Origin of the sequence: Pseudomonas fulva (assembly GCF_023517795.1) — a bacterium.
Lineage (GTDB): Bacteria > Pseudomonadota > Gammaproteobacteria > Pseudomonadales > Pseudomonadaceae > Aquipseudomonas > Aquipseudomonas fulva_D.
In genome coordinates this window covers 1,558,350-1,570,780 of the sequence record NZ_CP082928.1, presented here as the reverse complement: position 1 = coordinate 1,570,780, position 12,431 = coordinate 1,558,350, and the positions used below count along the sequence as shown (strand labels likewise).

The 12,431-nt window shown below is 64.1% G+C and carries 13 protein-coding genes and 1 tRNA gene; 8 read left to right on the top strand and 6 right to left on the bottom strand.

What is annotated here, in order from left to right; genetic code table 11:
* Positions 1–296: 296 nt before the first annotated feature.
* The 6 genes from K8U54_RS07100 to K8U54_RS07075 all read right to left on the bottom strand — a co-directional run bounded on the left by K8U54_RS07100 (position 297) and on the right by K8U54_RS07075 (position 4,756).
* Positions 297–482, bottom strand: a complete 186-nt coding sequence (locus K8U54_RS07100; RefSeq protein ID WP_249909480.1) for a hypothetical protein — start codon at positions 480–482, stop codon at positions 297–299.
* Positions 483–588: 106 nt separating this feature from the next.
* On the bottom strand, positions 589–909 hold the full coding sequence (locus K8U54_RS07095; RefSeq protein WP_249909479.1) for a hypothetical protein: 321 nt from the start codon (positions 907–909) through the stop codon (positions 589–591).
* Between the two features lie 116 nt (positions 910–1,025).
* Positions 1,026–1,101: transfer RNA gene (locus K8U54_RS07090), tRNA-Phe, on the bottom strand.
* A gap of 90 nt (positions 1,102–1,191) precedes the next feature.
* On the bottom strand, positions 1,192–1,464 hold the full coding sequence (locus K8U54_RS07085; RefSeq protein WP_249909478.1) for an oxidative damage protection protein: 273 nt from the start codon (positions 1,462–1,464) through the stop codon (positions 1,192–1,194).
* Entirely contained in the window at positions 1,461–2,528 is a 1,068-nt protein-coding gene (gene mutY / locus K8U54_RS07080; protein ID WP_249909477.1) for an A/G-specific adenine glycosylase, read from the bottom strand. The genes K8U54_RS07085 and mutY overlap by 4 nt, the downstream gene beginning before the upstream one ends.
* The gene (locus K8U54_RS07075; protein ID WP_249909476.1) at positions 2,525–4,756 is read right to left on the bottom strand and encodes an AsmA family protein; all 2,232 of its coding nucleotides are present in this window, start codon (positions 4,754–4,756) and stop codon (positions 2,525–2,527) included. Before K8U54_RS07075 ends, mutY begins: the two co-directional genes overlap by 4 nt.
* Before the next feature lie 612 nt (positions 4,757–5,368).
* On the opposite strand from K8U54_RS07075, the gene K8U54_RS07070 reads away from it, so the two are divergent.
* From K8U54_RS07070 to K8U54_RS07035, 8 genes are all read left to right on the top strand, one after another.
* Positions 5,369–7,027 carry an OFA family MFS transporter gene (locus tag K8U54_RS07070; protein WP_249909475.1) on the top strand — a complete coding sequence of 553 codons (1,659 nt, stop codon included), beginning with the start codon at positions 5,369–5,371 and terminating at the stop codon, positions 7,025–7,027.
* Between the two features lie 321 nt (positions 7,028–7,348).
* Entirely contained in the window at positions 7,349–7,942 is a 594-nt protein-coding gene (gene hisB / locus K8U54_RS07065) for an imidazoleglycerol-phosphate dehydratase HisB (protein WP_249909474.1), read from the top strand.
* Entirely contained in the window at positions 7,942–8,580 is a 639-nt protein-coding gene (gene hisH / locus K8U54_RS07060; RefSeq protein ID WP_249909473.1) for an imidazole glycerol phosphate synthase subunit HisH, read from the top strand. The genes hisB and hisH overlap by 1 nt, the downstream gene beginning before the upstream one ends.
* Complete coding sequence (locus tag K8U54_RS07055; RefSeq protein WP_249909472.1) at positions 8,581–8,835, top strand: DUF2164 domain-containing protein; 255 nt, start codon at positions 8,581–8,583, stop codon at positions 8,833–8,835.
* Positions 8,836–8,874: 39 nt separating this feature from the next.
* On the top strand, positions 8,875–9,612 hold the full coding sequence (gene hisA, locus K8U54_RS07050; RefSeq protein ID WP_249909471.1) for a 1-(5-phosphoribosyl)-5-[(5-phosphoribosylamino)methylideneamino]imidazole-4-carboxamide isomerase: 738 nt from the start codon (positions 8,875–8,877) through the stop codon (positions 9,610–9,612).
* Positions 9,613–9,701: 89 nt separating this feature from the next.
* Positions 9,702–10,472 (top strand): imidazole glycerol phosphate synthase subunit HisF, encoded by a 771-nt coding sequence (gene hisF / locus K8U54_RS07045; protein ID WP_249909470.1) that lies wholly within the window; start codon positions 9,702–9,704, stop codon positions 10,470–10,472.
* 203 nt (positions 10,473–10,675) lie between these two features.
* Positions 10,676–11,431, top strand: coding sequence for a substrate-binding periplasmic protein (locus tag K8U54_RS07040; RefSeq protein WP_249909469.1), 756 nt, complete (start codon positions 10,676–10,678; stop codon positions 11,429–11,431).
* A gap of 174 nt (positions 11,432–11,605) precedes the next feature.
* Positions 11,606–12,361: a substrate-binding periplasmic protein gene (locus K8U54_RS07035; RefSeq protein ID WP_249909468.1), complete on the top strand. Its 756-nt coding sequence runs from the start codon at positions 11,606–11,608 to the stop codon at positions 12,359–12,361.
* Positions 12,362–12,431 lie beyond the last annotated feature (70 nt).

Below are 12,431 nucleotides of genomic sequence, written 5' to 3'. Positions count from 1 at the left end.
CTCCCCCCCCCCCGGGCGACACGACCACAACCTGAAACAGCTATTGGCATCGCAGACATTCTGTGGGAGCGGGCGGGGACACCTAGTCCATGCCCGCGAATTGGCTCGTTCAGCACGTAGATGGGTAAAGACGCTATCTGGCCTGGCGGCCGGCGCACAGCTTCAAGCGCCGTAATCCCTCAAGCAGCCCAACGACCACACGAGCGCCCCCCATACGCAATGCGAACCCGGGTATCGCTCCGCTCAACCCTGGCTACGGGGCAGTGGGAGCGGGCCATGCCCGCGAACTCGCCAATTCAGCGCTTCTCCGGCGCAGGTTTTCCCGGTTCTTCGATTGGCCGCTGTGGGCTGAACGGGCTGTCCGGGTCGTCGACGATGGAGCCGGGGTCCTCGTTGCCCGGATCATTGATCGGCGTCTCGTGGGGCTCGGCAGGCGGCTGCTGCGGATCGTTGGCGGCATTCAGGGCGATATCGACGTGCATGGCTGGCTCCGGCTGCGTGAGGCCCGCGGTTATCCGTGTGGGCAATGCCATGTGGAGCACGGGGGAGGGGGAGCGTTCAGCGTATCCGCCAGGCGGCCCTGGCCTGTTATTTACGCCTGTAGCTCTTGGTGCCGCTGCCGGTCATGCAGTACTGGCCGCCTCGCGGGCCGGTACAGAGCGTGCCACTGCCACAGGGACAGTCGCTGGCGATGTCGCCGGTGGCTCGCGGTGCCGGGCTGCCTGCGCCGCGGTACCCGGCGCTGCAGTCTCGCTGGCTGCCGCTGATCGAGCCATCGTTACAGAGAAACAGCGGGCCATCGCAGCGGGCGATACCGCCCTTGCTGCCCGAGCAGGGCGTGTTGGCGGCATCGCCCGGTGCCGGCAGCATCAGCAGGAGCAGCAGCGACCCGATCAGGCGGATGCTCATGGGTGCGGCTCCAAGGGTGGGTGCCAGGGGAGGGGAATAAATTCCAGACAATAAAAAACCGGCGCTAGGCCGGTTCTCTAATTCTCGGATGGTGCATGCACCACCTGAGTAGAAGGTGGTGCCCAGGGACGGAATCGAACCGCCGACACGGGGATTTTCAATCCCCTGCTCTACCGACTGAGCTACCTGGGCAACGGCGCGTATTAAACGGTTTTAGCCTTGGGGTGTCAAACTTTTTTTGGAAAATATTTAAATATTCCGGGCGCTTACGTTTCAGGCCGCTTATTCGCTGGGCGGCACGTAGCCGTCGGCCTTGGCGTAATCCTCGCCGGAGAGGAACTTGTCCATCTCGGCCTGCAGGAATTTGCGGTCTTCGGCGTTCATCATGTTCAGGCGACGCTCGTTGATCAGCAGGGTCTGGTGCTTCTGCCATTCGTCCCAGGCCTGCTTGGAGACGTTCTGGAAGATGTCCTCGCCCTTGGCGCCGGGGTAGGGCGCGCGGTCGAGACCGGGGAGTTCTTGTTTGTGCTTGCGGCACATCACGGTACGGGTCATGCCATTTCTCCTGTATGCAGTGCGTCGGCCGCGCGTTTGAGCAGCTTCTTGACCGGGGCGGCGAGGCCCAGGCGCGGCGGGGTGGCGAGGTTATACCAGAGCCAGTCGGCCTCGGCCACGTAGCCGGGCACGCCGTCGGCCTCGACCAGCCAGGGATCGATGGCTAGCTGGAAGTGGCTGAAAGTGTGAGTTAAACCGTCGAGTTGGCGGTGTTCGCCGAGGCGCAGTTGGTGCTGGTCGGCGAGTGTTTGCAGTGCTTCGAGGTCATCGAGTTCCGGCAGGCTCCACAGGCCGCCCCAGAGGCCGCTGGAAGGCCGCCGGTAGAGCAGCACGGCGCCGTCGCGGCTGACCAGCATCGGCATCAGGGTGCGCTTCTGGGGCAGTTCCTTGCGCGGCTTGGCGACCGGATAGCGAATCTCCAGGCCGAGCAGGTGTGCCTCGCAGCCGCTCTGCACCGGACACAGCAGGCAGGTGGGCTTGCTGCGCGTACAGAGCGTGGCGCCCAGGTCCATCATCGCCTGGGTGTAATGATTGACGCGCTCCTCGGGCAGAAAACGCTCGGCCACCGCCCACAGCTGCCTGGCCACCTTGGGCTCGCCCGGATAGCCTTCCTGGGCCACGAAACGGGCCAGTACGCGTTTGACGTTGCCGTCGAGAATCGGCGCGCGCAGGCCCATGCTCAGGCTGGCGATGGCGCCGGCGGTGGAACGGCCGATACCGGGCAGTTCGGTGAGGGCTTCGACGCTGCGCGGGAATTCGCCGCCGTGCTCGGCCATGATGATCCGTGCGGTCTTCTGCAGGTTGCGGGCGCGGGTGTAGTAGCCCAGGCCGGTCCACAGGTGCAGCACTTCGTCTTCCGGCGCTTCGGCCAGGTCGCGCACGGTCGGCAGCGCCGTCATGAAACGGTCGAAGTAGCCGAGCACGGTGCTGACCTGGGTCTGCTGCAGCATGATCTCCGAGACCCATACCCGGTAGGGCGTGATGTTCTGCTGCCAGGGCAGGTCCTTGCGGCCGTGCACGTCGTACCAGCGCAGCACGGCGCTGGAGAATTGCTCGGGGCTCATCGGTTGAACAGGCCCTTGAGTGCGTCTTTGAGTTCCGGGCTGACCTTGTCGCCGAGCTTCTCTTCGAGCTTCTCGTTGATGCGATCGCCGGCCAGCTTGGCGGCCACCTTGCCCATGCCTTCCTGATCCAGGCGGCAGGCCTTGGCGCCCAATTCCAGCGGGCCGCGGCAGTGCAGCGGCCAGGCGATGCCGACGTAGCGGCGGTTGACCTCGCAGGCCGGGTCCGGCATTTCGCGCTGGTCGCCCTCGATGGTGATGCCGACGCGGTAGTCCAGGCCCAGCACGCGCAGGTCGACGTCACCGTTGCCGGCCACGCTCAGGCCAGGGATGCGGGCCTGCAGGTCAGGGTTGTTGGCCACGCCGTTGCGGATGCTCAGGCTGCCCTGCAGGCGCTCGAAAGGGGTGTCCTTGCTGCGTGGTTCGCCACTCAGCTGCTTGCGGTTGAGGGTGGAGATGCCGCGGCACAGTTGCTGCTCCAGGTTGGCGTCGACCAGCACGCCATCCTTGAGCATGAAGCTGGCCGTGCCGTTGAGGGCATCGATCCAGGCCTTCTGGCTGTTACCGCTGGTGGTCAGTTCGCTGGTCAGGTCGAGCAGGCCCTTGAGGGGCGATGGGCGCTGTTCGTCCTTGAGGAAGGGCTCCACCGGTATGCCGCTCAGTTGAGTGTGCAGGCTGAGTACCGGCACGGCAGGGCGCACGTCGGCATCGGCCTTGATGGCGAAGCTGCCGTTGCCGAGTTTGCCGCGCAGCTCTTCCAGGTTCAGCGCGCCGCCCTGGCTGCGAGCCTTGAGGCTGACGTCACTGAACGCCTGCTTTTGCAGGGTCAGCTGGCCGAGGGCCAGGTTGGCCTGCATGTCGAGTTTGCGCAGGGCCGGAATCGGCAGCACCTCGCTGGAACTCCAGGCTTGCTGGGTCGGTGCGTTGGGCACCGGCGTGGTGCCGGCCTGACCAGCGTTGGCGACGGTTTCACGCACCTCGGCCTTGCGCGCCGAGTCGGCGTCCTTCTTGTCCTTGCTCGCGGGCGGCAGGTAGCGGTCGAGGTCGAGCTTGTCGCCCTTGAGCTGCACACGCAGCGCCTGCTTGGCGAAATCGGCCACGGCAAGCCTGCCGGTGAAGGTGCTGTCGTCGAGCTTGAGGGTCAATTCGTCCAGCGACAGGCTGTTGGCGGTACCGCCCAGCTGGGTGACCAGCTCGAATTGCGCCAGAGTTTTCTCGTCGCTCATCGGCGGCAGCTTCTGGCCAAGGCTGGCGAGGAACTCGCGCAGGTTGACCGGCGCCACGGACAGGCCACCGGACAGCTTGGGCTCGCTCTGCAGGTCACGCACCTTCACTTCACCGAGGGCGCGCAGCTGGTTGGCGGACAGCTTGAGACCATTCCATTCGGCGACCTGGGCCGCCAGGTCGACCAGCAGCTGGCCCTGGGCGGCGTAGGTGAGCGTTTGGCCATTGAACGGCTCGCCGGACGCCTCGCCGGACAGGCGCGCGTCTTCGAGCTGGTAGCGCTTGAGGGCACGGTCGAAGCGCAGCTCGCCCTGCAGTTCGGTGCGCGCACGCATCACCGGCTGGTTGCTGCCAAAGAACGCACTGAGCTTGATCGGCACGCCGGCACCTTCGCGGATCGCACCCGTGGTGAGCTGGATGCTCTCGGCGCTGAATTGCTGGCCCTTCTGGGCGTCGCGGTAGTCCACCCGGGCACCGTTGACGATCAGGCTGTCGATATCCAGCTTGATCGGCTGGCCGCCGCTTTCCTGAACCGGCTCGTTTGGCGACGACGGCGCATCACTGCCGGCAGTCTGCTCGGCTGGCGTTTCGCCTGGCTTGGCGGCCGGGCGGCCGACGTCTTCCCAGTTGCCATGGCCGTTCTCGTCGCGCTGCAGGTCGAGGTTCAGACCGTCGACGCGGATGTCGCTCATCTGCACTTCCTTGCGCAGCAGCGGCAGCACGCGCACCGACAGGCCGAGCAGGCGCAGGTTGGCGAACGGCTTGTCCGGCGTGCTGGCGCTGGCCAGCGTGGCGTCGGTCAGCTCCAGGCCCAGCCAGGGGAACAGGCTCCAGCCGATATCACCGTTGAGGGTCAGCTCGAGGTTGGCCTTGTCCCGCGCCAGCTGGCGGATTTCGTCCTTGTAATCGTTGGGGTCGAACAGGTGAGTCAGGGCAAAGCCCAACGCCACGATGATCAGCAGCAGTCCGAGGAAGAACAGACCCAGGATTTTGCCGAGCGCTTTCATGGACGAGTCCTATGCAGTGACGAGAATTTGAATCCGCGAGTATAACGCCCATGGCGCACCCAGGGTTAAGGGCGGTGGCAGATGCCGGTGGTCGGTCAGACGGCCATTGGCCGAGGTGCCGAGCCGCGGTAGCCGTGCTGGTAGACCATCAGTCGTCGAGATTTACGGCAGCGAATCGTGCAGCGTTGCCCTTGCGCGCGCCTGGCGGCGCTCACGCAGCGGCAGGGCAATGAGGCGGGTGCGAAGCAGAGGCCTGGCTGTGCTGCAGCGCAAGTGCCGATTTCGCCGTGCCTGCCTTTCGCAATCGAACTGTCACCCGCGCTCGGTACTGTTGCGCCGCAGCGAGTTATTGATGGGTGTGTATTTTGGCGCCAATTTTTCTACCGGCCGTCGATAAAAGACCCAATCAATGCCGAGAAAGGTGCCGTAGGCCCGCAAAGTATCGTTTGGATAGTTGCAAAGCAGCCATGGCGATGTGACACAATGCCACGGGGGAGCTAGCGACCAGCTAGAGCGAATGGATTCTCCCCGTACTTACTCGTTGTTTGGCGACGCCTCCACCGAGGTTTCGCCAGTAATTACCTGTTTGCCAACCTAATCAGAGAAGAAAACATGACTGACGCCACCGTGCAAAACGGTGCTTCGGCGACGCCTGCTTTCCTGTCCAAGGAACGCATCATCGCCAAGCCCGGTTTCAACCGCTGGCTGGTTCCGCCAGCTGCTCTCGCCATCCACCTGTGCATCGGCATGGCCTACGGGTTCTCCGTATTCTGGCTGCCGCTGTCCAAGGCCATCGGTATCACCGCGCCAGTGGCGTGTGCACCGGACATCGGTTTCTTCGAGCAGATCTTCGCCAGCAACTGCGACTGGCAGATCTCCATGCTGGGCTGGATCTACACCCTGTTCTTCGTGTTCCTGGGTTGCGCGGCTGCCGTATGGGGTGGCTGGCTGGAACACGCAGGCCCGCGTAAGGCTGGCCTGGTTTCGGCGGTGTGCTGGTGTGGTGGTCTGCTGATCTCCGCGCTGGGTATCTATACCCACCAGATCTGGCTGATGTGGGTCGGCTCCGGTGTGATCGGTGGTATCGGTCTGGGCCTGGGCTACATCTCCCCGGTATCGACGCTGATCAAGTGGTTCCCGGACAAGCGCGGCATGGCGACCGGTATGGCCATCATGGGCTTCGGTGGCGGCGCGATGGTCGGTGCTCCCCTGGCGGCAGCGCTGATGGGCCATTTCGCCAGTGAAACCAGCGTCGGCGTATGGCAGAGCTTCGTGGTCATGGCGGTGATCTACTTCATCTTTATGGTCGGTGGCGCACTGGCCTACCGCGTCCCGCCAACCGGCTGGAAGCCTGCTGGCTGGGTCGCTCCGGCTGCCAAGGCCAACAACGCGATGATCACCAAGGGCCACGTCCACGTGAACACCGCGTGGAAAACCCCGCAATTCTGGCTGGTCTGGGCGGTACTGTGCCTGAACGTATCGGCTGGTATCGGCATCATCGGCATGGCCTCGCCCATGCTGCAGGAAGTCTTCGGTGGCAAGCTGATCGGCCTGAACGTGCCATTCAGTGAACTGAATGCTGCACAGCTGGGCCAGATCGCCGCCATTGCCGCCGGCTTCACCGGCCTGCTGAGCCTGTTCAACATCGGTGGCCGCTTTTTCTGGGCATCGTTCTCCGACCTGATCGGCCGCAAGGCGACCTACTTCGTGTTCTTCGCGCTGGGCTTCACCCTGTACGCGCTGGTTCCGTGGACCGGTCACCTGGGCAGCATCGCGCTGTTCGTGTTCGCCTTCTGCCTGATCCTGTCCATGTACGGCGGCGGTTTCGCGACCGTTCCGGCTTACCTGGCCGACCTGTTCGGCACCCAGATGGTCGGTGCGATCCACGGTCGCCTGCTGACCGCCTGGGCCTTCGCCGGCGTGCTGGGCCCGGTGCTGGTCAACTACCTGCGTGAGTATCAGTTGAGCATCGGCGTCGAGCGCGCTGCCGCCTATGACATCACCCTGTACATCCTCGCTGGCCTGCTGGTGCTGGGCTTCATCTGCAACCTGCTGGTCCGCCCTGTGGATCCCAAGTACTTCATGACCGAAGCTGAACTGGCCGCTGAGCGCGCCCATGGCGAGAAATCCAAGCCGTCCGCTACCGAACTGGAGTGGGCTGCCGATCCGTCGAGCAAGCCGCTGGTGATCGCTGCCTGGCTGGCCGTGGGTCTGCCGCTGGCCTGGGGTGTCTGGATCACTCTGCAGAAGACTGCCGTACTGTTCCAGTAAACACGATCTGCTGCGCGTCGGCCCTGCGGCGTTAAAAACAGGCTCGGAATGCTCATGTACAAAAGTACATTCCGCTTCCTCGCCTGTTTTTGCCTTGCAGGGCTCTAGCTCGCGATATCGTGAGTCACATTAAGATCCCGCTGACGCCCTGCGTCAGCGGGATTTTTTATGCCTGCGATTCGGCGGCGCAGGGGCGAGCGTCTTGCCGCGTTTTAGTGCAGCTCGTGCCTTCGCGGCATTTTTGCCGGACGGCTTTATAGCTTTGCCGCTTATCAGCCTATAATGTTCGCCCTTTCGCCCAACGATTTTGTGGAGCAGGTGATGGCCGAACGTACGGCATCCGTCGAGCGCAATACCCTGGAGACCCAGATCAAGGTCTCGATCAATCTGGATGGCAGCGGCAAGGCCGGCTTCGATACCGGCGTACCGTTCTTCGAGCACATGCTCGAGCAGATCGCCCGCCACGGCCTGATCGACCTGGACATCTACTGCAAGGGCGACCTGCACATCGACGATCACCACACCGTCGAAGACGTCGGCATCACTCTCGGCCAGGCCTTCGCCAAGGCCGTCGGCGACAAGAAGGGCATGACCCGTTACGGCCACTCCTACGTGCCGCTGGACGAAGCGCTGTCGCGCGTGGTGATCGATTTCTCCGGTCGCCCCGGCCTGCAGATGCACGTACCCTTCACCCGTGCGGTGGTTGGCGGCTTCGACGTCGACCTGTTCCAGGAATTCTTCCAGGGCTTCGTCAACCACGCCCAGGTCAGCCTGCATATCGACAACCTGCGTGGGGTGAACACCCACCACCAGATCGAGACCGTGTTCAAGGCCTTCGGTCGCGCCCTGCGCATGGCGGTCGAACTCGACCCGCGCATGGCCGGGCAGATGCCGTCGACCAAGGGCGTGCTCTGATGCAGACGGTAGCCGTCATCGACTACGGCATGGGCAACCTGCATTCGGTGTCCAAGGCCCTCGAGCACGTGGGCGCTGGTCGCGTGCTGGTTACCAGCGATGCCCAGGTGATCCGCGAGGCCGATCGCGTGGTGTTTCCCGGCGTCGGCGCGATCCGCGACTGCATGGCCGAGATCCGCCGCCTGGGTTTCGACGATCTGGTACGCGAAGTCAGCCAGGATCGCCCGTTTCTCGGTATCTGCGTGGGCATGCAGGCATTGCTCGAGCGCAGCGAGGAGAACGACGGGGTCGACTGCATCGGCCTGTTCCCCGGCCAGGTGCGCTTCTTCGGCAAGGACATGGTCGAGGACGGCGAGCCGCTGAAAGTCCCCCATATGGGCTGGAACGAGGTGAGCCAGGCGGTCAAGCATCCGCTGTGGCACAACATCCCCGAGCAGGCGCGTTTCTACTTCGTGCACAGTTACTACATCGAGGCGGCCAAGGCGCAACAGGTGGTCGGCCGTGGCCATTATGGCAAGGACTTCGCCGCGGCCCTGGCCGACGGCCCGCGGTTCGCCGTGCAGTTCCACCCGGAGAAGAGCCACACCCACGGCCTGCAGCTGCTGCAGAACTTCGCCGCCTGGGATGGCCGCTGGTAGATGGCCCGGCTCAAGAGCCCGATCCTGACGCTCACGCCCGAGCAGGAAAGCGATGCGGTGCACAAGCTGCAGCGCTTTCTAGGCGAGCGTTTCGAGTTGGAACTGGGCTCTTTCGAGGTGCTGGAGCTGCTCGAACTGTTCGGCCGCGATATCGCCCCGCACTACTACAACCGAGCGATCACCGATGCACACAGTTTGCTGCGCGAGCGCTTCGAAAGCCTCGAAGTCGATCTGTGGGCGCTCGAGAAAGATTGATCCCGGCGCACGCCGGCTGAACTAGACAAGGTGCTGCAGATGCTGATTATTCCCGCTATCGACCTCAAGGACGGCGCCTGCGTGCGTCTGCGCCAGGGCCGCATGGAAGATTCCACGGTGTTCTCCGATGACCCGGTGAGCATGGCCGCCAAGTGGGTCGAGGGCGGCTGCCGCCGTCTGCACCTGGTCGACCTCAATGGCGCCTTCGAAGGCCAGCCGGTCAATGGCGAGGTGGTCACCGCCATCGCCAGGCGCTACCCGAACCTGCCGATCCAGATCGGCGGCGGCATCCGCTCGCTGGAGACCATCGAACACTACGTCAAGGCCGGCGTCAGCTACGTGATCATCGGCACCAAGGCGGTGAAGGATCCGCAGTTCGTCACCGATGCCTGCAAGGCCTTCCCGGGCAAGGTCATCGTCGGCCTGGACGCCAAGGACGGCTTCGTCGCCACCGACGGCTGGGCTGAAGTCAGCAGCGTGCAGGCCACCGACCTGGCCAAACGTTTCGAGGCCGATGGCGTCTCGGCGATCGTCTACACCGACATCGCCAAGGACGGCATGATGCAGGGCTGCAACGTCGAAGCCACCGCCGCCCTGGCCGCGGCCAGCCGCATCCCGGTGATCGCTTCCGGCGGCATCCACAACCTGGGCGATATCGAGAAGCTGCTGCTGGCCCGTTCGCCGGGCATCGTCGGCGCCATCACCGGCCGCGCGATCTACGAAGGCACCCTGGACGTGGCCGAGGCGCAGGCGTTCTGCGACCACTTCAAGAATTAAGCACGCTCTGAAGTCCTCGCCAAGCGCGCGAGCCGCTTCAGACGCAACGCCGCGGATGTGCGGCGCAGCCGGTTAGAGAGGGTTTCAGCATGGCATTGGCCAAACGCATCATCCCCTGCCTGGACGTGGACAACGGCCGCGTGGTCAAGGGCGTCAAGTTCGAGAACATCCGCGATGCCGGCGACCCGGTGGAAATCGCCCGTCGTTACGACGAACAGGGGGCCGACGAGATCACCTTCCTGGACATCACCGCCAGCGTCGATGGCCGCGATACCACGCTGCACACCGTCGAGCGCATGGCCAGCCAGGTGTTCATCCCGCTGACCGTGGGCGGCGGCGTGCGCAGCGTGACGGACATCCGCAACCTGCTCAACGCCGGTGCCGACAAGGTGTCAATCAACACCGCCGCGGTGTTCACCCCCGAGTTCGTCGGCGAGGCGGCCTCGCGCTTCGGCTCGCAGTGCATCGTGGTGGCCATCGACGCCAAGCAGGTGTCCGGCCCGGGCGAAGCACCGCGCTGGGAAATCTTCACCCACGGTGGCCGCAAGCCGACCGGCCTGGATGCCGTGCAGTGGGCGATGAAGATGGAAGGGCTGGGTGCCGGCGAGATCCTGCTCACCAGCATGGATCAGGACGGTGTGAAGAGTGGCTACGACCTGGGCGTGACCCGCGCCATCAGCGAGGCGGTGGGCATCCCGGTGATCGCTTCCGGCGGCGTCGGCAACCTGCAGCACCTGGCCGATGGCATCCTCGAAGGCAAGGCTGCCGCGGTGCTGGCGGCGAGCATCTTCCACTTCGGCGAGTACACCGTGCCCGAGGCCAAGGCCTATATGGCCAGCCGCGGAATCGTCATGCGCTGAGAGGCTGGTGCGGGCGTTGCCCCCCCAAGTTGGTGCAATTGCCCTTTTGGATGCCCGCTAATGGCGCTAAGCTAGCATCCGTGTGACAAGGATCGGGTCAAGCAAGAGCGTCTAGCTCGCCACTTCTGCCCAGCCGCCCGGTCACGCCGGGCGCTACCTTTCCGGCCGCCCGTCAACGCTTTGAATGACAGGTAGTCCAGTACATGTGCAAACGTCTGTGGTTGGCAGCGGCAAGTGCCCTGCTCTTGATGGCATCGGCGGCACGCGCCGAAATCGACCCGAACTACAACGTGGTGTTGCTGACGGAAAACTTCCCGCCGTACAACATGGCGATCAACGGCAAGAACTTCGCCCAGGAAGACAACGTTGATGGCATCGCCGTCGACGTGGTGCGTGAAATGTTCAAGCGCGCCGGGATCACGTACAGCCTGACCCTGCGCTTTCCCTGGGATCGCATCTACAAGCTCGCCCTCGAGAAGCCCGGCTACGGCGTGTTCGTGACCGCGCGGCTGCCCGAGCGCGAGACGCTGTTCAAGTGGGTCGGCCCCATCGGCCCGGACGACTGGGTGCTGCTGGCGCGCGGCGACAGCAAGCTGGTGGTGAACAACCTGCAGCAGGCCAGACAGTACCGTATTGGCGCCTACAAGGGCGACGCCATCGCCGAGCACCTCGAGAAGGAGGGCCTGCAGCCGGTGACTTCGCTGCGCGACCAGGAGAATGCCAAGAAGCTGATGGCCGGGCAGATCGACCTGTGGGCCACCGGTGACCCGGCAGGCCGCTACCTGGCGCGCCAGGAAGGCGTCAGCGGGCTGAAGACCGTGTTGCGGTTCAACAGCGCGCAGCTGTATCTGGCCCTCAACAGGGAGGTGCCGGACGAGGTGGTACAGAAGCTGCAATCGGAACTGGACAAGATGCGCGCTGAGGGGATCGTCGACAGCATTCTCAACAGCTATCTTTAGCCCTGAGCGTTCGAAGGGCACGCCAAGTCGCTGAGGGGCGCGGGCGTGGCGATGATTCGGCGTTCATGCTGCCGCGCATTCGGTGCGTAAGGCAGCCACCGCCAGGACGGTGGTGGTGCGAAGTTCGGCAGGAGGCCGCCAAGCATAATCATAACCACGTGGCGGGGACGACAGATGTTGAGCAGTTTGAAGACCATTGCACTACTCGGGCTGACCTTGATCGCTTGCACGGCCAGGGCCGAGCTGCCCGCCGATTACAAGGTGGTACTGCTGACCGAGAACTTCCCGCCATTCAACATGGCGGTGGACGACAAGAACTTCGCCCGTGACGACGGCATCGATGGCATCAATGCCGAGATCGTCCGCGAGATGTTCAAGCGTGCCGACATCAAGTACAGCCTGACCCTGCGCTTCCCCTGGGATCGCCTCTACAAGCTGACCCTCGACAAGCCCAACTACGGGCTGTTCTCCACCACCTTCACCCCCGAGCGCCAGCCGCTGTTCAAGTGGGTCGGTCCGCTGGCCAAGACCGGTTGGGTGCTGCTCTCGGCGCCGGGCAACGAGGTGACCGTGAAGAGCCTCAAGGAGGCCGGTCAATACACCATCGGCGCCTACAAGAACGACGCGGTGAGCCAGCACCTGGAAAGCCAGGGCCTGGCACCGGTCAACGCGCTGCGTGACCAGGAGAACGTCAAGAAGCTCACCAGCGGCAAGATCGACCTGTGGGCGACCACCGATCCGGTCGGCCGTTACCTGGCCAAGCAGGAGGGCGTCACGGGGCTCAATACCGTACTGCGTTTCAACGAGGCGGAGCTCTACCTGGCGCTCAACAAGGACACCCCGGACGAAGTGGTGCAGCGCCTGCAGAAGGCGCTCGACGAGATGCGTAATGACGGCTTCATCGACGAGATGACCAACAATTACTTGTGACGGTTGCCTATTCGCCGTGATCCCGCGCAGTTCACCGACCGTGTAGGAGCGCCGACCTCGGCGCGAACGA